The sequence below is a fragment of the Streptomyces sp. NBC_01142 genome, assembly GCF_026341125.1.
Lineage (GTDB): Bacteria > Actinomycetota > Actinomycetes > Streptomycetales > Streptomycetaceae > Streptomyces.
Genome location: NZ_JAPEOR010000007.1, coordinates 38,625 through 58,541, shown reverse-complemented (window position 1 = coordinate 58,541; position 19,917 = coordinate 38,625). Strand labels below are relative to the sequence as shown.

Here is a 19,917-nt window from a genome sequence, read left to right as displayed (position 1 = left end):
GGAGGAGTGTCGCGGTGACCTCAGGCACGGGCCCGGCTGCAGAGCGGACTTCGTACGAGATCCGTGAAGAGCTGGAGAGCCTTCTCGAGCGTGACCTGCACGGGCCATGGGACGGCCCGGAGGAGGAGCTGCCGCCGGGCAGCAGCCCGGCCGAGCGGTATGTGCTGGGCCGGCTGGTGACCCGCGATGCGTCCTCCGAAGATTCGGAGGACGCCCGGGGCCAGGACGATCCAAGCCTGGTAGACCGTGAGGTCGTGGAGTCGGTGGACGATGACGACGCCCCCGAGGCGCCTGCCGCCGTCCGGTCCGGTTCGATGGCGGCCTCTGCTCTCGGGCTGTCCTTCGCGGTGCCCTCCGATGTCGACGCCGTCAAGGTGGTCGCCGAGTGGGGCCGCTACGAACGGGCGCCGTCCGAGGTGCACCTGACCGAGCAGGGCAAGCCCCGCAGGGTCTGGAAGCGCCGCCCGGCGGGCGGGACGGTCACCGTCCCCCTCGACGCCGACGCCGAGCTCGAACCCGTCGCCCCGGATGCCGACCAGCCCGAAGTGATGCTCCGGACGGTGGTGCGCCACCGAGGCGCGCGCCGGATCGTGGACGTCTCCCTGGTCAACTCCCAGAGGCTGCCCGCCTCGATGGGGGACACCGCGCGTCTCTACCAGGTCCATCTGACCGTCACCGCAGTGGACGGCACCGTCTCCGTCTTCCTCGGCCACAACGATCCACAGCTCGGCGATCGCCCCTCCAGCAGCGACCCCGAGCGGCTACACCTCGCTCTGCTGCACCGTGCGCAGCGAAGCTATGCCCACGGACGGCAGTGTGCGGTGGACGCGGAGGTGCATTCGGGCGAGGTGAGGGCTTGGCGGCTGCGTACGACGTGTTTCCCTGCTGCGGATGTGCGCCTCACTGTGCCGGGTGACACCTCCGGTATGCCGGGTCTGGTGCTGGACATGGCCCGGCTGGGGAGTGCTGAGCTGGCCCGTGATGATCTGGTTCGTGCGCTGCGGCCGCTGGTCACCGGGTATCGGTCGTGGCTGGCGGAGCAGGAGCGCCGCATCGATGACGATCCGGAGATTGGGGGGTATGCCGCTGCGGCCCGGCCGGCGTTTACCCGAGCGGAGGAAATAGCGGACCGGTTGGATCGCGCGATCGATCTGTTGCGGGACGATGGCATCGCGCGGGAGGCATTCCGTTTCGCCAACCAGGCGATGGCGTTGCAGCGTGTGCGCGGCGAAGTGGTGCGCGCCCGACTGAACGCGCCGGAGCTGTCGCTGGGCGGGTTGCTGCGCGAGAAGGACGTGCCGGCCAACCGCAGCTGGCGCCCGTTCCAGTTGGCGTTTGTCCTGTTGTGCCTGCCGGGGCTGACCGATCCGGGGCACCGGGATGCGTACCGCTCGGTGGACGACGGCGAGGTGCAGTTGCTGTTCTTCCCCACCGGCGGTGGCAAGACCGAGGCGTACCTGGGGCTGACTGCGTACACCTTCGCCATCCGTCGTCTCCAGGGCATCGTGGGGCAAGGTGATGAGGCGCGTGACGGCACGAACGGCGTCGCCGTCCTGATGCGCTACACCCTGAGGCTGCTGACGGCTCAGCAGTTTCAGCGGGCGGCGGCCCTGGTGTGTGCGTGTGAGTGGCTGCGGCAGGAACGTCTGGCGGCCGGGGATGGTCGCTGGGGCACGACGCCGTTCCGTGTCGGGCTGTGGGTGGGCAGCGCTGTCACGCCGAACAGCTATGGGGAGGCCAAGCGGCAAGTCGAGGATGCCCAGGACCGCGAGAATGCGCTGGGCGGCCCGCTGCAGCTCGTCGCCTGCCCCTGGTGCGGGTCGAAGCTGACCGGCACCAGTCTGAAGACCGACGATCTTAAGCGCCGGGTCCGGGTGTTCTGCAGTGACCCGGAGGGCGACTGCCTTTACACCGAACGGGGCTCGAACGGCGAAGGCCTGCCGGTGCTGACGGTCGATGAGGAGATCTACCGGCTGACCCCGTCGCTGGTGATCAGTACTGTTGACAAGCTCGCCCAGCTGCCGTGGAAGGACGCGGTGGCGCCGCTGTTCGGCCTCGTGGACAGCAAGTGCGAGCGGCACGGATGGCGCACGCCGACGTTCCGGGAGTTCTGCAAGAGTAGGCACCCGGCTGCGGGCGGGCTGCCCGCAGCCTCGCCGCAGCCCGCGATGCGGCTACGGCCTCCAGACCTGGTGATCCAGGACGAGCTGCACCTGATCAGTGACGCGTTGGGCAGCCTGGTCGGCCTGTACGAGACGGTGGTGGACCGGTTGTGCAGTCGCCCGGTCGGCGGTGTGCCGGTGCGGCCCGTGCTGGTTGCCTCCACCGCGACGGTGCGCCGGGCCCGGGACCAGGTCGAGCAGGTCTTCGCGCGCGGCCTGACCATCTTCCCGCCTCAGCTGCTGGATGCGGGGGACACGTTCTTCTCTCGTTCGGTGACCCCAGGGCCGGACACGCCGAGCCGCCGCTACCGGGGCGTGTGCGCGACCGGCGAGCGGCTGAAGTCGATCGAGATCCGCCTCGTCACCGCCCTGCTGGAGCACGGTCAGACACTGTTCGACCGCTACGGCGCCGCCGCCGACCCCTACCTCACGGTGGTCGACTACTTCACCTCCACCCGCGAACTCGCCGGCATGAAGAGGCTGGTGGACGACGACGTCGCCGACCGCCTCGCGAGCCGACAGGTCCGCACCCGCCGCCGACGCCCCAACGTCGCCGAACTGACCAGCCGCATGCCCAGCAGCCGCATCGGCAGCACCCTCGCCGAGCTGGAGCGGACCTTCGACCCGCGCTTCGACTCCTCCGACGCACTGGAGGAGTTCCGCCGCAACGCCGCCGAGGCCCGCGCCAAACTCGCCGGCCGCGCCCAGCCGCTCGACGTGCTGCTCGCCACCAGCATGCTGCAGGTCGGCGTCGACGTACCCCGCCTCGGCCTGATGGTCGTCACCGGACAGCCCAAGAACAGCGCCGAGTACATCCAGGCGACCTCCCGGGTGGGACGCGATCCCCGGCGGCCCGGCCTGGTCGTCACCCTCTACCAGTGGAGCCGCCCCCGGGACCTCGCCCACTACGAGTCCTTCGGCTACGACCACGCCACCTTCGGCATGCGCGTCGAAGGCCTGACGACCACGCCGTTCAGCGACCGAGCCCTGGACCGCGGGCTCAGCGGCATACTGGCCGCCGCCGTCCGCCACTCCTCGTACGCATCCCTGCCGAACATCGCAGCAAACAACGTTCCGCTCTCCGGGACTGCGGTAACCGAACTTCTCAACGCCCTGGAACAGCGCGCCGCCAAGGTGCTGCACGACGCCCCGCAGGCCGCCACTGTCCGCCAGGCCGCACAGTACCGGCTCGACTCCTGGGCCAAGAAGCGCACCGCCCTCAAGGCCGGGCGCCTCGGCTACGAGGAAGCCGCCGACGTCTCCGGGCTGCTGCGCAGCCCCGACGAGGAGGGCTGGGACCTGTGGTCCGCGCCGATGAGCCTGCGCGAGGTCGAACCGGAAATCGTCCTGCAGCTTGACCGGCGGGACGGCAGTCTCGATTCCGCGCCTGCTTGGCACTACGACCGCCCGCCCAAGGGAGGCTCCACGTGAAACTGAATGCTGGCGCCGTCCCGACCGGACGGCGTAATCCCAGCCGGATCGGCCAGGTTCGCCCCAGTCACCTGGTCACCACCGCCGGTGTCGGCTCGATTGTCGACCTGCCCACCATGAGCGTCATCGTGCGCAGTCTGGACGCCTGGAGCCCGGAGCGGCAGGAGACTATCCAGGAGCCACGGCTGCTGGCCGAGGTCCAGCGGGTCCTCGGTCAGCAGGTCCGGGCACTGCGCAAGGCCCCCTGGGACCCGTCCGAAACCGACGACCCCTACACCCGGGTCGGGGTACCTGTGACCCCGTTCCCCGGGTGGGTGCGCTGCCCTCGCTGCCACCGCCTCGGTCCGCTCGACCCGCCCGGCCAGTTCGATCTCGTGCACCGCTACGGGCGTCGGCCCGACCTCGCCAAGTGGGTGCACAGCCAGTGCCAGAGGCAGACGACCACTCGCGAGGTCAACAAGCGCGCCTGCGTGCCGGCCCGCTTCATCGTCGCCTGCGACAACGGGCACCTTGACGACTTCCCATACGTCGAGTTTGTCCACGTCAATGCCACCCAGCCGTGCGGTGGCGCCAAACTCGTCATGCTCGACAGTGCCAGCACGCTCGGGCCGCAGGTGACCGTGAGGTGCGCCGAGTGCGGTGCCTCGCGCAGCCTCCAAGAGGCCGCCGGCAAGACCGGGCACGAAAAGCTCCCTCTCTGCCGCGGACGCCACCCCCACCAGCAGCGGTTTGAGGCGTGCGGCTCCCCCTTGCGCCTGATGGTCCTCGGCGCGTCCAACCTGTGGTTCAGCGTTACGGCGAGCGCCCTGCATCTGCCGCAAGCGGAGTCCGTGGAGGACCTGGTCAGGGCCCACTGGAAGGTCTTCGGCCCGGCGCCTTCCCAGGAGTTCATGCAGATGATGGTCGATGGCATGAACGACCTGAGGAACCTGCGTTCCGTGCCGTCCGACGAACTGTGGGCCCTTATCGAGAAGATCCGCGCGGCCGGTGGCCCGCAGCCCGAAGAAACCTCCGGCGACCTGCTGGAGGACGAGTGGCGACTGCTCGCCAAGCCCACCACCACGCGGCAGGACGCCGACTTCCGAGCCACCCCGACCGCCACCCCCGTCGGCTACGACGACTTGCTTGAGCAGGTCGTCCAGGTCACCCGGCTCCGCGAGGTACAGGCCCTCGTCGCGTTCACCCGCATCGCCGCCCCTGACCGCCGCGACCTCATCCCCCACAACCGCGTCTCCCTCTCGCGCGGAGCCACCCAGTGGGTCCCAGCAGTCGAGCAGCGCGGCGAAGGGATCTTCCTGCAGCTGCGTGAGGACGCTGTGTCCCGCTGGGTAGGCAAGGTCGCCAACCACCCCCGGCTCATCGCCTTGCAAGCCGCCCACCAGCGGTGGTGCCAGAACCGGGACCAGCCGTACGTGCCCGGATTCCCCATCGCCCGGTTCGTCCTCCTGCACACCTTCAGCCACCTGCTGATGCGCCAGGTCGCTCTGGAATGCGGCTACTCCTCATCCAGCATCCGCGAACGGCTGTACATCGGGCGCCCAACCAAGCCGGCCGCCGGCGTCCTGCTCTCCACCGCCGCCAGCGACAGCGAAGGCACCCTCGGCGGCTTGGTCGCCCTCGGCAGCGCCCGCTACCTCAAGCGACTGCTGGACCAGGCATTCGAGGACGCCAGCCGCTGCTCCAGCGACCCGCTCTGCGCCGAACACGTCCCCGAGTTCCCATCCGACACGCTGCACTCTGCAGCCTGCCATGCCTGCCTGTTCGCGTCGGAAACCAGCTGCGAGACCAACAACAGGTGGCTGGATCGGGCGTTCCTCGTCGACATCACCCGTGATGGCCTGGCCTTCCAGCTATGACACCACCCGGATCACTCGAGGACCTCGCTGCCGAACTCGCCGAGCGGCTCCCGTACGACGACGCCAGGCAGCTCGCGCATGCCTGCCGGACGGGGTCGAAGGGGTCTGCGGGCGCTGGAGGCTCAGGTCGCCGGTATAGCCGTCCGCGCTGCCTGCCGCAGGCTCCGCTCCTACCTGCCCGGCGACACCGAAGGCCCCTACGCCGCAGGCCTGCTGCTCGGCGCCGCGCAGGCCAGACGTAGACAGCTAGTTGGGCACCGCGTGGATGTCGTGTGGACAGGGCCGGCCTCCAGCATCCAGACCTCCCGTCTGACCTCCGCCGTCGTCGGCGAACTAGTCGACTCCGCGAAGAGGGAGATCCTGCTGGTCAGCTACGCCAGCTACCCTCCAAAATCGCTCAGTACCGCTCTCACCGCAGCTGCCGCCCGCGGTGTCGAGGTGACGCTCCTGCTGGAGCAGCAGGCGGACAACCCCAAGTTCCAAGGGCGCACCGGCTTCTTCGACCTGCCCGCCACTCGGCTGAGCTGGCCGGTCCAGTACCGCGAAAGCGGCGCCTCACTACACGCCAAGATCATCGTGGTGGACCGTCAAACAGCCCTCATCGGCAGCGCCAACCTCACCAGCTACGCCTTCGAGAAGAACCTTGAGTGCGGCATCCTCCTGCGCGACCCCGCACACGCCAGTGCCATCGCCCGACATCTCGACTCTCTCCGCGAGACCGGGATCCTCACAGCATCAGGGGGGCAACAGACCTCTGCTTGAGGGAGATCCCGGGCCTTATCCCTGTCTTTGCATCTCATGGCTCCTTCTACCTGCCCGCAGGAGAGCAGGACCAGCCAGGCGAAGCAGGCCGCAAAGACCGTGACTTGGCCATGACCGGTCCCGGATCAGCGAATGACAGACACCCAGGGTGCCTCACCAGATGGGAACTGGCCCAGGGCCTCGCCTTATCTGTGATCATGCAGTGCCGAGGGCATTTCTGGTTAGGCCTGCCGATGAGACGGCCGATGAATACCCTCGAAGTCGGAGAGCTAGAAGGACGGTGCATGGACAACGGTGTTGGCCGCGACAGCGCGGAACGGGTAGCGCTGTCTGTGGGCTTGTCCGTGACTGCACAGCGCGAGGATGGCGTACCTGCGCTGGGTGCACTGGATCCGCTGGACCAGGCGCCCGCACGCGCCGCGTCGGTGTCCGAGGCGCTCGTCAGGTTCGGCTACACCGAGACGTGGCGGCCCGATGAGACCACAGACCTTAGTGAGAAAGTCCGCAATGCTGTCCGGTCCACCAGCACGCAGGCGCTCGTGGTTCACATTGTTGCGCACGGCAGGCTGGCCGAGACCGGCGAACGGGAACTACACGTCGTAGCGAGCGATGGAACAAACCTCGACGACCCGGTCTCCTCGTGGATCAGCCTGATCGAATCACACCCCGACAAGCCGCGGCCCCGGACGCTGTTCATTCTCGATCTGTGCAACTCCGGTGCCGCTGCGACACTGTCTTGGCAGCAGCAGATGCAGGTCGGTGAGCGCCGTGCCTGGGTGATCGCCGCCTCCGGGCGCGAAGACAAAGCATTCGGCTACCGGCTGAGCCGCGCCACGGCCATGGTTCTAGGGCACTACCTCGACGGCACTTTGGCAGTGGACTCGTCATACCAGCACATTCCGCTGCCGACTGTCGCGCACGAGATCGCCCGAGAAGTGGCGAAGCTCAGCGAAACGGAGGGCTTCGCTCAGCAGGTGGACGTCAGTCGCGTGCCGTTCACGGCTCGCATCGATCACCTGCCGTTTTTCCCCAATCCCGGCTATACCAGGCAGGAGAGCCTGTTGCCGGAAGTCGATGCTGGCATCGCCTCCATGCTCGACGAGGCCTTCGACGCGCGGCACTTCATGCTTCGTGGCGCCAGTGCGGAACCTTTGGACCGCGGCGACTCAGGTCAGGGGTATTTCCGCGGAAGAGACGCGGAAGTCCGGGCGTTGACCGCGTGGTTCAACGGCCAAGGGTCCGGTTTTCGTCTCCTGACCGGCAAACCCGGAGTGGGCAAATCGGCGCTTTTGGGTGTTCTTGTCTGCGCGGCCCATCCAACCTTGCGCGGCGCCACGCAAAATCTGTGGCACTCCCTGCCGGCCAAGCCGGGCCGTAACGAGCGGCTTGCTGTGGTCCATGCCCGACGCCGTGACCTTACGCAGGTCAGCGACTCCCTCGCCCGCCAGATGGGAGCAGCCGAGAAGGACCGCCCCGCTGACGGCTGGGACGCGCAAAGTCTGCTCGAGCTCGCGCAATCGGCTTCTGACGCCCCCTACACCGTGGTGATTGATGCCCTCGATGAGGCTGAAAGACCCGAGGACGTTACTCAAGCCCTGTTGCTACCGCTGGTCCGTGAGGCCCTCAAGGACTCTCCCCGGATACGGCTGCTTGTGGGAACCCGCTCGGATCGGCGCTTCGCCACCCTGACACAGTTTGCTGACGCCTCCGGAGGCTGGCTCGACCTCAACCATGTCCAGCCACACGACCTCTACGAGTCGCTGCAGGAGTACGTGGGGGCCCTGCTTGCGATCGACACCTCCTACGCAGCAGCGGAGGCTGGAGAGGCCGCAAGGGCTCTTGCTGAAGGCATCGCAACACGTCTGACAGGTGTCAACGCTCCATCCCAGGATGCTGCCGGTGAGGCCGAGCCGCTGGCGTGGGGAGAGTTCCTGGCTGCAGGCCTCTACGTGCGTCACGTTCTCTCCCTGCCCACCGAGTGCAACCCGGCACTCGCCCGAGAACTCGGGCTTGCAGCCCCTGTGGACCTGGCGGAGCTCCTCGAACTTGATCTCGTCGGCCGCGGTGACCAACCACACCTACGCCCTGTCCTGGCGGCCCTCGCCTACGCGGAAGGCCGCGGTATACCGGAACGAGCCCTCGCCCACGTTGCCCCCGCCTTCATGCAACGTGAATCCAGTGGCGGCCCCCTACCGACCGACAGCCTCCGCGAAGCCCTTGAGCAAGCCCGCTTCTACCTGCGCCGCGACATCGACGTCGACGGCACCACTTTGTACCGGCTCTTCCACGAAGGACTCGCAGAACGGCTTCGGGCCGGACCCTACAGCCGCCAAGGGCAGGAGCAAACCGGATGAGCACTGCCGCACCGCAGCCCTTCGCCGCAACCGTTTACGAACGGCTCCTTGAGTCCATTCCGAAAGCTGAAGACGGCAGTCGCGCCTGGCAGGTAGCCGACCCATACGTGCTGCGCCATGCGGCCCAACACGCCATCCATGCCGGCAGGGCTGGAGAACTGCTCCAAGATCCTGCCTTTCTTATCAATGCGGAGCCCGACACCGTCAGTGCCATTCTTCGCAAGGCAACTACCCGAAGCGAGCGGCTCAGCGCCGCGGTCTATCGCACGTCCTACTCGCTCCTCCGTACGCTTGCTCCCCAGGAGCGCCAGCACATCCTCATCCTGAACGCCGCCCGTTTCCAGGCCCGAGAGCTCGCTGCGGACCTTGCCCGTGGCGCCGGCTGGCGCCCGTTGTGGGCAACCGGCTCGCAGGTATCGGCATCAAACACCGCCGTCCTCATCGGCCACACCGATACGGTGAATGCGGTAGCCACCACCCAGATGAACGGCAGCCCCATCGCCATCACCGGCAGCGACGACACCACCGTCCGCGTCTGGGACCTCACCACCAGTCGCACCACCGCCATCCTCACCGGCCACACCGATACGGTGAACGCGGTAGCCACCACCCAGATGAACGGCAGCCCCATCGCCATCACCGGCAGCGACGACACCACCGTCCGCGTCTGGGACCTCACCACCAGTCGCACCACCGCCATCCTCACCGGCCACACCGACTGGGTACGTGCCGTGGCAGCCACACAAGTAGCTGGCACACCCGTTGCTATCAGCAGCAGCGACGACCACACGGTGCGCGTGTGGGACCTCACCACCGGCCAACCCACCGTCACCCTCACCGGCCACAACGGCTGGGTGAACGCAGTAGCAACCGCGGAGATGGATGACCGTCCCATCGTCGTCACCGGCAGCGACGACCACACGGTGCGCGTGTGGGACCTCACCACCGGCCAACCCACCGTCACCCTCACCGGCCACAACGGCTGGGTGAACGCAGTAGCAACCGCACAGGTAAACGGCAGTCTGGTCGCCATCACCACCAGCAACGACCATGCCATCCGCGTGTGGGACCTGACCACCGGTCAGCCGATCGGCGATCCCCTCACCGGCCACACCGACTGGGTCCGGGCGGTGGCGGTCACTTCGATAGACGACGAACCGGTCGCTGTCACCACCGGCAACGATCGCACCTTGGTGCTGTGGGACCTCACGACAGATCAGCCGATCGGCGATCCCCTCACGGGCCATACCGACGATGTGAATGCGGTGGCAACCACACAGGTGAACGGCCACCCAGTCGCTGTCACCGCCAGCAGCGATCGCACAGTTCGAACCTGGGATCTGGCCTCTGGGCAAACCACCGCCGTCCTCCCCAGCCACACCAGCCGGGTACGCGCCGTGGCGACCGCGCACGTGGACGGCCAGCCCATCGCCATCACCGGCAGCGACGACCACACCGTGCGCGTGTGGGACCTTGCGAGCGGCCAGACCATCGGCACCCTCACCGGCCACACCAAGGCGGTACTCGCCGTGGCCACTGCACAGATCGACGGCCAGCCCATCGCCATCACCGCTGGAGATGATCATTCCGGGCGTATCTGGGAGCTTGCCACCGGTGAGCCGATCGGAGAACTTCGCACAGGCCTAACCGACTGGGTGCGCGCGGTGACAACCACACAGGTGGACGGCCAGCCCATCGCCATCACCGGCAGCGACGACCACACTCTCCGCGTCTGGGACCTGGCCACCGGCCAGCCAATCAGTCAGCCCCTCACCGGCCACAAGGGTGCGGTAGTCGCCGTGGCCACCGCACAAATCGACGACCGACCCATCGCCATCACCGGCAGCCACGACCACACCGCCCGCGTCTGGGACCTGGTCACCAGCCGCACCACCGCCATCCTCACCGGCCACGCTGAAGGAGTACGCGCCGTAGCAGCCGCACAGATCGACGACCGGCCCATCGCCATCACCGGCAGCGACGACCACACTCTCCGCGTCTGGGACCTGGCCACCGGCCAGCCAATCAGTCAGCCCCTCACCGGCCACAAGGGTGCGGTAGTCGCCGTGGCCACCGCACAAATCGACGACCGACCCATCGCCATCACCGGCAGCCACGACCACACCCTCCGCGTCTGGGACCTGGCTGCGGCTTCCTGCCTTATGGCTCTGCACCTTCCCCACAAGCCAGTCTGCGCAACGATGACGCCGGACGGGATTGCCGTGGTGGGCATGGGCCACGAGGTCATCGCCCTCACTTTGGCACCCGTCCTTGGGAGAGAGTCATGAACAGCCCCGCGTCCCAGCCCCTCCGCATTGTCGCCGTCCACGGTGTGGGGAACCACGTCCCTCAGGCCACAGCCGATCAAGTCCGCACGAATCAAAGCGCCCTGTGGGCGCAGCATCTCGCCAACGGGCTGCAATTGCCTGCGAATCGCTTCAACCTCGAATTCGCCTACTACGCTCCGCTCCTCAACGCCGGCCCCACCGTGCAGGGAGCGGCCGACGCCGAGGAACTGAGCGACCCACTGGCCAAGGAATTGATGGCAGCGTGGCTAGACGAACTGGGCGCTCCCCAACCCGTTTCTCAAGGCGCTTTGACGCTACCCCTGCGGTATGCCGCCTCATGGGTGGCGGAGAAGTTCAGCCTGGATGGCCGGCTCACCCAGCTGTTCGTCCGGTTGTTCTTCCGCGAAGTCGCAACCTACCTCCGCGCTGATGACGATCAGGTCCGCGTGGCTGCCCGCGAAGAGGTGGCTGCTCGGATAGCTGAGCATCGCCCCCGTGTGGTCATTGCCCACTCCCTGGGCACCGTTGTCACCTACGAGGCCCTCCACGCGCATCCCGAACTCGACGTTGAACTGCTGCTCACCCTCGGCTCTCCGCTTGCCCTGCCCCACGCCGTTTTTCACCGGCTCCTCCCCCGTCCCACCGGTCCGTCCGCACCGCTCGGCGCCCGCCCTGCCGGTGTCACCCGCTGGGTCAACATCGCTGACCCCGGGGATCCCGTAGCCATCCCCCCACGCCTCGCCCGCGCGTTCACCGGCATCACCTTGGACCTCACCGACTCCATCCACACAAGCTATGGATTCCACCACGCCAAGAACTACCTCTCCTGCGCAGCCACCGCAGCAACCCTGGGCCCCTACCTGGGCGCTTGACGGTGCGGGACTGAGGTGGCAAGGCAGCAGGCGCCAACTCGACGCCGGCGCGCATTGAGCACTTGCCGCACGAGGTGCTGCAGTAGCCAACTTGGCGCTTGACCCCAGCCGCAGGGGACGAGACCGGAGTTTTCCCCGTCGAGGATGAACGCCCTTGGTGGTGATGTTGCTGGCGTGGAAGTCGCCGTGTGCGCAGGCCCATTCGGTGATCCGGGGGGAGGTGCCGGTGTATTGCGGTACGGCGCGGTCGATTCACCGCTGACGAACTACGGTCCGGTCCGTGGCGACGGTGCCGACAGCGTCCAGGCCCGTGCGGATGGGTTTGAACCAGGTACCCAATCAGGTCGAGTTCGCCGTGCAGGACCGCGATGCCGAATTGGAGGCGTCCCGGGCCGCCAACCGCGAGCTGACCACGGGCATTGAACCAGCGCGAATGAACCTCTGCGTGATATTCCTGCGCGACTGGGCACGTTCGCTCGTACTTCCTTCTCCTTGAGGAGAGGGACCCCCGCGTCAAGATTCGTCGAGTTCGACCCGCTGCTCTCTTTCGTCCGTCGTCACATTTCCGTCGGCGTCAAGGGTCTCCTCCGTCCAGCGGATGGTTGCTTCCCTGATCCGATGGTCCCCGTCCTTTCGGCGGAGGTACCCCTTGATCTGGTCGGCGGCCACCTCAACGGCGACCCCGACCGGTACCGTCAGCAGGAGCGACAACAGGTCGACTGCTCCTCGCGGCTTGTCCGACGGCTCATTGCGCAGGCCTACTCCGTCGTCTGAGACCGGTGCGTCTCGTGCATGGGCCGCCTCAGCGTCCGCCTTGATGGCAGAGTTGAGGTCGGCGGGCTCAGCGGTCTTTACATCCAGCCAGTAGTCCATCAGTGCTCTCCCAGCTTTGTCCGGTCAGGTGGTCCGGCCGCCGCTCGTGGTTGCCCTGGGGTCGCCCACGACGAACCAGGGGGACCACCAGGTGGAGCGTGCCGGTCGCGGGTGTTCACAGCCGGCGACGACGGCCTTGACGTCTTCGACGCGCAGTCTGGTGCGCATCGTCTGTCGCGCCCAGGCGAGCGCCGGACCGACCGCGAGCGGGTGGCCGGGGGTTCGCCACGGGCGGTCCGGGCTCTTGCCATTCAGAGCCGATACGAACAGGTCCGCGAAAAGCACGCCGGCCGCGTCCGGAACGGGCGCCACGCTGGCGACGGCGGCCCGGGCGCCGGTCACTACGATGAGCTGGCGGACGACTCCGAGAAACTCGTTGTTCTCCTCCCCCGAGAAGTCGCCCGCGCTGCATCCGGTCAGCAGCAGGATGTCGGCACCGAAAGTGCGTCCGGGCACATTGAGCAGGTCGGTGGGACGGGTCCAGGTGCCGTCGCAGGAGAGCAGCAGCCCATGTGGCTCAGCGTGGCACGCAAGGTGCAGCAGACCGGCACTGCATCCACGCTCCAAGAACCTGCCGCAGTCCGCGGTCACGAGACAGCCGGACCCGGCTTCATCGGCGAAGTGGTTCCGCCTGGTCGCCTTCACCTCTTGGTCCACGAAGCTGAGGGCGTCCTCGCCCCCTCCGTCACAGGCCACTCCCAGGTAGGCGGTGTCTTGCCCGGGCCGTGCGGCGCTCGGACGGTTGGTTCGCAGATGGCGCAGGACGCCCGCTGCAGGAACGATCGAGATCGTGTAGCGCTCGCCGAGCGTGAGGTTGGAATCGGTCTGACCTGGGCTCGGCAGCTGGTGCCATGGAAGGCCAAGGAGAAGCGAATCGGGAGAGATGATCAGCGTGTCAGTCTCCTCTGGGACCGACCCGATCAACCGATCCGCATCGGTGAACTCGTCACGGGGCAAGTCCTCGCCGTCGCGGCCGGCGGCGACGGCCTGTGTAGCGAATTCCGATGTGACGCCCGTGGCAAGCCCGGTAGTCACCGTGGCCCGGGTCACGATGGAGCGCAGGGGAGCTCCGTCGTTCCACCGGTAGCCGATGTACGCCTCGCCCGGTTCCAGGCAGGCCTGCAGCTGCTGCGGGGTTACCGGGGAGGTGCTGAGCAGTTCGATCCGCTCTGGGGTGTCGTGGGCAAGACGCTGGAACCGTGTGGCCACCTGTCGGTCAATATCCTCCAGCCCGCGTTCCTTCAGCCTGAGTTCCTGCTCCATCACTTGGACCTTGGCGTCGGAGCGTCTGGTGACCACTGCCGCTTTGATCATTCGTTCGAGATCGGTGTGTTCCTGTGCCAGATCTTTCCTGCGCGTCATCAGCTCCGACAGGGTGCTGTCGTCGGCAGCCAGGCGACTCCAGGTGTCGTCCTGCAGGTGCTGGTCCTGGAACGAGCGTGCCTTGGGTGCCTCACTGAGCAGCCAGACGAGCTCGCTCCACACCGGGTGCTCGCGCATGGTGGCGGCCGACCTGCTCACCTTGCTGGTCAGGACTCGGGCTCCGTTGGCGACGATGATCCGGTCGTTGATCTCCCGGTCCTTGGGTATTCGCAGGCTCGGCCGGGCCTGTTCATAGGTGTGCAAGGCCTCGACGGCGGTGGGCATCCATGCCTCGCCGCCGGTCTGCGTCAGCGCGACGGCAGCCGTCAACTCGACTGCAGCCGCCTCCACCGGGCGGTTCGCGCGCGTGAAGGCCTCTGCCGCACGGCGGAGGGCAGGTATGTTCCGCGGGTCCGGCGGGCCGCCGATCACGCCTGTCCGCAAGGTCTGTCCGGCCGCGAATTCAGCCAGCCCCTTCCCCCACCAGTCGCCGGCGGCGCCGAGGTGCTCGGCGGCTGTGCTGCAGGTGGAGTAGCACTTCTCGCGATACTCCGGGCGGACCAGTCCAAGCCAGTTGTACTCGTACGCAGCCTGATACCAGCACCGTCCCGCCTCCCCGACAAGGCCGTTCGTGGCGAACAGTTCAGCCGCGCGCTCGTACTCCGCCGCGCGCTCCTTCCGCAGGTCAATCAGGGCCGATGTGTCGCCGGACTGTACGAGACCCTCGACGGTTTTCTGGCCGCGGCCCAGACTCTGTGCCCGCTGGTAGCGACACTCCGCCTCCATGCGGGTATTTCCGGAACGCGCGTACTGGTCCGCCAGCTGAAGGAACCGGTCTGCACCCGTTCGGACGCTAGTCATCCAGCGTCGCCTCCAAGCCCTTCAGTGCCTCTCTTTCGAGGTCGTCAGCACCAGGCAGATCACGCACCACGGCCAGCACCTGCTCGTACTCCTCGGCCGCTAGTGCCATTTCCTTCAGAATCCGAAGATTGTGGGCGAGGGCTAGCCGGAAGGTCGCCTCAGTGTGAGGGTCTCCCAGTCGGCTGGCGGCGTCCGCTGCTTGCCGTGCCGGGCCAACGGATCCCACTGGGTCCCCTGCCGCCAGCCGTGCCTGCGTCTGATACCGGAAGGCCACCAACCGGAACGTGAGCAGCCGCAAGCTGTCCTTGTGATCGGTTGCAGCGATGATCTCGTTGCTCAGATTGGTGTGGGACCACCGGTTCAGGTCGGCCAACGCTTCGAGCTTGGCCGCCGAGGCCTCCAGCTCCCCGGCTTTGTCCTGGCAACGAGCGAATTGGCCGATGGCCCGGTCGAACCACGGGAGACTGTCCTCGTGTCGCCCCTCGGTCGTCAGAGCATGCCCGCAGCCTAGAAGCGCTTGGGCCGCCGGGGCCGTGAGCCCCTCCTGCTCCAAGATTTCCGCCGCGCGGCGGAGTTGCTCGAAGGCCGCGCCGCCACGGTCCAGTTGAAACAGATATCTGCCGAGGTCGAACCGGACCGCAGCTTCCTTGCCTCGGTCGCCTGCTTGCGTAAATTTCTCGGCAGCAGCCTCAAGAGTGGAAAGCAATTGATCGGTATGCGCACTGCTGCCGCTCATCTCGATCATCTCCGAAAGCGGCTGTACTGGATCATCGGCTGAATCGCAGCCGGATAAGTTCCCGCCGGAACCCGTCGCAACGCCTTCTCTCCCAGGCTATGCATACCGGTGGAAATCGTGCAGCACGAACGGGGTGGCTGCTCGCTCGGCGGGCACCAGGCTCCGCCGCACCCTCGCCGCCTCCTACTACGGGCGCACCAAGCAGGACAGGCTCACGTCCTCGACTTTGACCGGCAATTGGCACTGGCCGACACGTTCGCCGAAGTCGGCGAGCACCACCGCGTGGTAAGAGTAGGCATCAGCGGCCCCGTACGGATCGCTGCATTCACCGCCGCCCGCGGCTACGAACATCCGCCACACCAGCGGCTGCGCCACCCGAACCCACCTCCGCGCCCTGGCGACCGACCCGCGGCCCTGCAGGTCTACAAGGGCCAGACGCCCTGCTGCCCTGCAACCGCAACCCGTACAGGGCACTGAGCGGCCCCGCCCGCGGCCGCGGCACGTCGATGCGTACACGAGCTGGCCCTAAAGCGGCGGCTACCTTCAGCAGACCCTTCCATTTTCACACCCTCACTCCTCAGACCGCATCCCCGCTCGGCGGCGTTCTCGCGGAGTGTCCATCCGGCAGGACGTCGGGCAGTTGGAACAGACTTCGCACTTACACATGTGTGCCGTTGCGCTGCGTGCCTTGAACCGTGACATCGGCGATCTCCCCGGTCGGGGACTACCGCGCTCTCGATCTCCCCCTAAGACTTGTCCCGTAACTGCTGGTCACGGGTGAGATGATCTTCGGGTGTCTGGTGTGATCACGGCGTCGGAGCCGTCCTGGATAGCCCCGTTCACCGGGCTGAGCCCGCGTTCCTTCGGCAGGTTGGTGACCGCACTGCGCCGCGAAGGTGCAGATCCGGTCCGTAAGGGCCGCCCGTGGGGACTTCCGCTGGAGGACCGGGTTCTGCTCGTCGCGGCCTACTGGCGCACGAACCTGACAATGCGCCAACTCGCTCCGCTCTTCGGTGTATCGAAGTCCGCGGCGGACCGCATCATCGACCACCTCGGCCCGTCGCTGGCGCTCCAGCCCCGCAAACGGTTCCGCAAGGACACCGTGCTCATCGTGGACGGCACCCTGGTGCCCACCCGCGACCACAGCATCGCCGAGCAGTCCAAGAACTACCGGTACTCCACGAACCACCAGGTCGTCATCGACGCCGATACCCGCCTGGTCGTCGTGGTCGGCCGGCCCTTGCCCGGCAACCGCAACGACTGCAGGGCGTGGGAGGAGTCCGGCGCGAAGGCCGCCGTCGGCAAGGCCATGACGATCGCCGACGGCGGCTATCCGGGCACCGGACTCGTCATGCCACACCGTCGGCGCAAAGGTGAAGAACTGCCTGACTGGAAGCAGGCCCACAACAAGTCCCACAAACAGGTTCGCGCCCGCGTGGAGCACGTTTTTGCCCGCATGAAGACCTGGAAGATCCTCCGCGACTGCCGCCTCAAGGGCGATGGCGTCCACCACGCCATGCTCGGAATCGCCCGCCTCCACAACCTCAACCTCGCCGGATAGGCGGGCGGCCGGACCGGCCACCAGCCACGCCCGCACCCACCCAAGATCATTTACGGGACAAGCCTTAGCTCTAAAACTGACGGACGTTATTGACAGTGTCGAGCACGAGCAACCGTGCGCATGGACTTTCGACGACGAGATGGCGGACGAGGCGCTGGCGAGGGTCGGTTCCGTCGCCTGGATGTTGGAGGAGGGCTGGGAGCGGCAGCTCACCGCGCAGGGCTGATGGAATGGTGCCCGCTGCCGGTCGAAGTCGGCCCAGACCCGTGCCGGTTCCCCAGCCGTGCCGTCGCTACGTGTGATGAGCCGGGCCAGGTGGTCGGCGGTGTCGTCTGACTAGACCGAGCGGTTCGGATTGCGGTTGATCTCCGCGGCCACATCGCTGATCTCGTCCTCGGCGTACGCGGTGCGCACGCCGGAGACCGTGTACCCGGCGGCCCGGGCGAGATCCTCGAGTCGGTAGGGGCGGGCGCCGTGGAACTCCCGTCCGTAGGCGAGCAGTCGGCGGATACGGGCGTCCGCCGACTCCCTCTGCGCCCGGGCATCGTTCAGCGCCAGCAGCAGAGGGTCCATCTCCAGGCCGTCGCTTGCCGCCTCGAGGTGGAGGGCGTCGTCCTTGCGCTGCTGCTCGGTCTGTTCACACGCGTCGTCGTAGCAGTCGGCCGGCGTGACACTGCCCGGCTTGGGCATGGGACTGCGCAGGGCGGCGAGTTCGTCGATGAGATGCATGATGCGATGATCGCAATACTCTGGCAAGAGGTCGGCCGGATGCGTCGGGCGCACCGTCCAACTCGTCGACGGTCAGCTCTTCGTTCGCCTTGCGATGGAAAGTCACGATGCAGGGTTCGGGAAGAGTGACGGGTTTCCGTCGGGGTGGTTGTGGATCCAGGACAGGCCTCCGAGGTCCAGGCATCCGCGGGTACGGGTGACGGCGACGTAGGCGAGACGCGCTTCGCTGTCGTCGACCGGGCCGGGAATCGGGCGGCCGTTGGCGTCCTGCTGATCGGTGTCCTTGGGCGGGGTGAAGTCGTCGGCGATTTTGACGGTCCCCCATTCACGGCCTTTGGCGCGGTGGGCGGTGGAGACGGTGACGTCGGCGTGTGTCTCGGGGGTGAGTTGGTCGACGGCGGCGAGGACTACGTCCGGGCCGTGCTGGTCGATGAGGTCGACGAACGGCTTCAGATCGCCGCCCGCGGGGTCGTGTTCGGCGTAGTCCTGCAGTTCGCCCCAGGAGGCGAAGAGGAGGAGTTCGGGGTGCCAGGTACGGCGTCCTTCTTTTAGGTCTCGGGCAGCGGTGGCCAGGGCGCGCAGGCTCTCCCCTCCCCCGGCCAGTGCCACGCGTTGGCCGGCGGCGAGATAGGTCATGACTTCGGTCATGGCGCCGATGTTGGTCCGGCACAGCACCGCGTCGGGGTCCTCAACGGGGGCGAGTGAGGTGGAGATCGCGTCGGTGCCCGCGAGGCGGATCGGGGCGTCGGCGATCGTGAGCCATCGGTTGGCCTCGTCGGCGAGGCGGGGGCCGAAGCGGAAGGACTGCGACAGGGACAGGGCGTGGCCGTCGAAGCCGGCCATGACGTCGCGGGCGCCGCGCCAGCCGTAGATGGCCTGGGCCGAGTCGCCGACCATCACCAGCTGGGCGTGGGCGCGTTGGGCCGTGAAGACCTGTTCGAGGACTGGGTTGGTGTCCTGTGCTTCGTCGAGGAGGAGGAAGTCGGCGTCGATCTTCGGGTCCGACAGGGCCCAGATCTTCAGGTAGTGGTCGTGGTCGAAGCGCACGACGCCGTCGTCGGGGTGCTGGAGGTCGGCCCAGGCCTTCTGGGCGAACGGCAGCACCACCTGGGCTAATTGGGTGTGCAGGTCTTTGTCGTCGAGTCCGCGCAGGCGCGGGACGTGATGTCGGGTGAGCGTGCGGTCGGCGGAGTGGCAGAAGCGGGCCACTGTGCGCAGCACGGCGTTGGACAGGGCCTTGGGCGTCACGTCGCGTTCGCCGATACGGACAGCTTTGGTGATGCCGAGGGCCATACCGGTCTTCCAGCCAGCCTGACGGGGCCCGTTCAGGCGGCGGGCGTAGCGGTGGCCGATCGCGGCGAATGCGAGAGCGTGGGCGGTCTTGCACGTCACGGTGGCGGGGAAGCGGGCGGCGGCATCGTTGGCGATGGCTTTGTTGAAGGCGATGTAGCGCCCGCGGCGCCGGGTGGCAGAAGCGAGCAGGACGAGGGTGCTGGTCTTGCCCGTTCCGGCGCCAGCCTGGAGGGCCAGGTGGTCGCCGGCGCGGAAGGCGTCCGCGGCCGCGGTCTGTTCATCGGTCGGATTCAGCACTGTCGCGTTCCAGAGTGGGTGAGGGTGCGGCCGACGGCCGCCAGGAGCTGGTCTGGGCTGGTGTGGGCCAGCAGGGCCCTCAGGGCGTGGTCGAGGCGCGCGGCTTCCTGACGGGCGTGGTGTGCCAGGGCGTGGTGGATGGTCTGCTGGAGGAAGACGCGGGGGCTTTGGGCCGCCTGCTCGGCGGCACGGCGGATGAAGGCGTCGGCGGTGGAGCTGAAATTGATGGCGAGAAGGACGCTGCCCTCGGTGTCCGGGTAGTGGGTGGTGAGAACGTCGAGGGGCAGCAGTGATTTGAGGCGGTGGTGGGCGCGGCTCAGGGCCCGGTCGGGGTTCTTCGCCTTCGCCACGGTCATCAGACGGGTGCGGTCACAGTTGGCGGCGAGCGGCATGATGCGTACAGCACGGGCGAGTTCAGCTTGCGTGGCGGGCCGGGTCAGGGTGATCTCAAGAGCGTGGTGCGGCATGGTCACGCCTCCG

15 protein-coding genes are annotated in these 19,917 nt (G+C 67.4%); 8 read left to right on the top strand and 7 right to left on the bottom strand.

The genetic code is table 11. The annotated features are described in order from the left end of the window. Positions 1 to 14: 14 nt before the first annotated feature. The 7 genes from drmA to OG883_RS45225 all read left to right on the top strand — a co-directional run bounded on the left by drmA (position 15) and on the right by OG883_RS45225 (position 12,221). Positions 15 to 3,593 carry a DISARM system helicase DrmA gene (drmA, locus tag OG883_RS45255; protein WP_266554597.1) on the top strand — a complete coding sequence of 1,193 codons (3,579 nt, stop codon included), beginning with the start codon at positions 15 to 17 and terminating at the stop codon, positions 3,591 to 3,593. Then, on the top strand, positions 3,590 to 5,449 hold the full coding sequence (gene drmB, locus OG883_RS45250) for a DUF1998 domain-containing protein (protein WP_266554596.1): 1,860 nt from the start codon (positions 3,590 to 3,592) through the stop codon (positions 5,447 to 5,449). Before drmA ends, drmB begins: the two co-directional genes overlap by 4 nt. A gap of 78 nt (positions 5,450 to 5,527) precedes the next feature. Further along, complete coding sequence (gene drmC / locus OG883_RS45245; RefSeq protein WP_266554594.1) at positions 5,528 to 6,211, top strand: DISARM system phospholipase D-like protein DrmC; 684 nt, start codon at positions 5,528 to 5,530, stop codon at positions 6,209 to 6,211. 284 nt (positions 6,212 to 6,495) lie between these two features. Further along, the gene (locus tag OG883_RS45240) at positions 6,496 to 8,565 is read left to right on the top strand and encodes an ATP-binding protein (protein WP_266554592.1); all 2,070 of its coding nucleotides are present in this window, start codon (positions 6,496 to 6,498) and stop codon (positions 8,563 to 8,565) included. Then, positions 8,562 to 10,853 (top strand): WD40 repeat domain-containing protein, encoded by a 2,292-nt coding sequence (locus OG883_RS45235; protein WP_266554590.1) that lies wholly within the window; start codon positions 8,562 to 8,564, stop codon positions 10,851 to 10,853. The genes OG883_RS45240 and OG883_RS45235 overlap by 4 nt, the downstream gene beginning before the upstream one ends. Beyond that, positions 10,850 to 11,725, top strand: a complete 876-nt coding sequence (locus tag OG883_RS45230; protein WP_266554588.1) for a serine peptidase — start codon at positions 10,850 to 10,852, stop codon at positions 11,723 to 11,725. The genes OG883_RS45235 and OG883_RS45230 overlap by 4 nt, the downstream gene beginning before the upstream one ends. Positions 11,726 to 12,005: 280 nt before the next feature. Continuing rightward, positions 12,006 to 12,221: a hypothetical protein gene (locus OG883_RS45225; protein WP_266554586.1), complete on the top strand. Its 216-nt coding sequence runs from the start codon at positions 12,006 to 12,008 to the stop codon at positions 12,219 to 12,221. Between the two features lie 17 nt (positions 12,222 to 12,238). On the opposite strand, the gene OG883_RS45220 is transcribed toward OG883_RS45225, so the two are convergent. From OG883_RS45220 to OG883_RS45205, 4 genes are all read right to left on the bottom strand, one after another. Beyond that, positions 12,239 to 12,598 carry a hypothetical protein gene (locus OG883_RS45220; protein ID WP_266554584.1) on the bottom strand — a complete coding sequence of 120 codons (360 nt, stop codon included), beginning with the start codon at positions 12,596 to 12,598 and terminating at the stop codon, positions 12,239 to 12,241. 24 nt (positions 12,599 to 12,622) lie between these two features. After that, the gene (locus OG883_RS45215; RefSeq protein ID WP_266554582.1) at positions 12,623 to 14,821 is read right to left on the bottom strand and encodes a CHAT domain-containing protein; all 2,199 of its coding nucleotides are present in this window, start codon (positions 14,819 to 14,821) and stop codon (positions 12,623 to 12,625) included. Beyond that, on the bottom strand, positions 14,814 to 15,566 hold the full coding sequence (locus OG883_RS45210) for a hypothetical protein (RefSeq protein WP_266554580.1): 753 nt from the start codon (positions 15,564 to 15,566) through the stop codon (positions 14,814 to 14,816). The genes OG883_RS45215 and OG883_RS45210 overlap by 8 nt, the downstream gene beginning before the upstream one ends. A 177-nt stretch (positions 15,567 to 15,743) precedes the next feature. Further along, a complete protein-coding gene (locus tag OG883_RS45205; RefSeq protein ID WP_266554578.1) occupies positions 15,744 to 15,932 on the bottom strand; it encodes a hypothetical protein in 189 nt (62 codons plus the stop codon). Positions 15,933 to 16,350: 418 nt separating this feature from the next. On the opposite strand from OG883_RS45205, the gene OG883_RS45200 reads away from it, so the two are divergent. Continuing rightward, on the top strand, positions 16,351 to 17,118 hold the full coding sequence (locus OG883_RS45200) for a transposase (RefSeq protein ID WP_266534967.1): 768 nt from the start codon (positions 16,351 to 16,353) through the stop codon (positions 17,116 to 17,118). Positions 17,119 to 17,454: 336 nt separating this feature from the next. Here OG883_RS45200 and OG883_RS45195 read toward each other — a convergent pair whose 3' ends face one another. The 3 genes from OG883_RS45195 to OG883_RS45185 all read right to left on the bottom strand — a co-directional run bounded on the left by OG883_RS45195 (position 17,455) and on the right by OG883_RS45185 (position 19,904). Further along, a complete protein-coding gene (locus tag OG883_RS45195) occupies positions 17,455 to 17,847 on the bottom strand; it encodes a hypothetical protein (protein ID WP_266554576.1) in 393 nt (130 codons plus the stop codon). Positions 17,848 to 17,949: 102 nt separating this feature from the next. After that, complete coding sequence (locus OG883_RS45190; protein ID WP_266554615.1) at positions 17,950 to 19,434, bottom strand: UvrD-helicase domain-containing protein; 1,485 nt, start codon at positions 19,432 to 19,434, stop codon at positions 17,950 to 17,952. Then, positions 19,431 to 19,904: a hypothetical protein gene (locus OG883_RS45185; protein WP_266554574.1), complete on the bottom strand. Its 474-nt coding sequence runs from the start codon at positions 19,902 to 19,904 to the stop codon at positions 19,431 to 19,433. The genes OG883_RS45190 and OG883_RS45185 overlap by 4 nt, the downstream gene beginning before the upstream one ends. Between the last annotated feature and the right edge of the window lie 13 nt (positions 19,905 to 19,917).

Excerpts from the sequence above, each read along its gene's own strand:
- drmC (WP_266554594.1), top strand. The coding sequence starts at position 5,528 with ATGCCTGCCGGACGGGGTCGAAGGGGTCTGCGGGCGCTGGAGGCTCAG.
- OG883_RS45240 (WP_266554592.1), top strand. The coding sequence starts at position 6,496 with ATGGACAACGGTGTTGGCCGCGACAGCGCGGAACGGGTAGCGCTGTCT.
- OG883_RS45235 (WP_266554590.1), top strand. The coding sequence starts at position 8,562 with ATGAGCACTGCCGCACCGCAGCCCTTCGCCGCAACCGTTTACGAACGG.
- OG883_RS45230 (WP_266554588.1), top strand. The coding sequence starts at position 10,850 with ATGAACAGCCCCGCGTCCCAGCCCCTCCGCATTGTCGCCGTCCACGGT.
- OG883_RS45220 (WP_266554584.1), bottom strand. The coding sequence starts at position 12,598 with ATGGACTACTGGCTGGATGTAAAGACCGCTGAGCCCGCCGACCTCAAC.
- OG883_RS45215 (WP_266554582.1), bottom strand. The coding sequence starts at position 14,821 with ATGACTAGCGTCCGAACGGGTGCAGACCGGTTCCTTCAGCTGGCGGAC.
- OG883_RS45210 (WP_266554580.1), bottom strand. The coding sequence starts at position 15,566 with ATGATCGAGATGAGCGGCAGCAGTGCGCATACCGATCAATTGCTTTCC.
- OG883_RS45195 (WP_266554576.1), bottom strand. The coding sequence starts at position 17,847 with ATGCATCTCATCGACGAACTCGCCGCCCTGCGCAGTCCCATGCCCAAG.
- OG883_RS45185 (WP_266554574.1), bottom strand. The coding sequence starts at position 19,904 with ATGCCGCACCACGCTCTTGAGATCACCCTGACCCGGCCCGCCACGCAA.